The organism is Paenibacillus sp. S29, from assembly GCF_049319765.1.
Lineage (GTDB): Bacteria > Bacillota > Bacilli > Paenibacillales > Paenibacillaceae > Paenibacillus > Paenibacillus polymyxa_B.
Map to the genome: position 1 here is coordinate 1 of NZ_JBMOUI010000103.1, position 277 is coordinate 277.

The window sequence follows — 277 nt, forward strand, 5'->3', positions numbered from 1 at the left end:
TTATTACTGTCGCGGGGTGGAGCAGTTCGGTAGCTCGTCGGGCTCATAACCCGAAGGTCGCAGGTTCAAATCCTGCCTCCGCAATTACTTTCAACTAAGAGAGTTGCCTCTGGAACCGTGGTGTAGAGGCCCAACATGCCTGCCTGTCACGCAGGAGATCGCGGGTTCGAATCCCGTCGGTTCCGCCATTTAACTTAATATGCCGGTGTAGCTCAACTGGTAGAGCAACTGACTTGTAATCAGTAGGTTGGGGGTTCAAGTCCTCTCGCCGGCACCA

General features: G+C 54.2%; 3 tRNA genes. All 3 read left to right on the forward strand.

Features of this window, described 5'->3' with window-relative positions:
- The first annotated feature begins 10 nt into the window (after positions 1–10).
- The 3 genes from ACL9RM_RS26705 to ACL9RM_RS26715 all read left to right on the forward strand — a co-directional run bounded on the left by ACL9RM_RS26705 (position 11) and on the right by ACL9RM_RS26715 (position 277).
- Positions 11–84: transfer RNA gene (locus ACL9RM_RS26705), tRNA-Met, on the forward strand.
- A gap of 27 nt (positions 85–111) precedes the next feature.
- Positions 112–188 (forward strand) — tRNA-Asp (locus tag ACL9RM_RS26710).
- Between the two features lie 13 nt (positions 189–201).
- Positions 202–277: transfer RNA gene (locus tag ACL9RM_RS26715), tRNA-Thr, on the forward strand.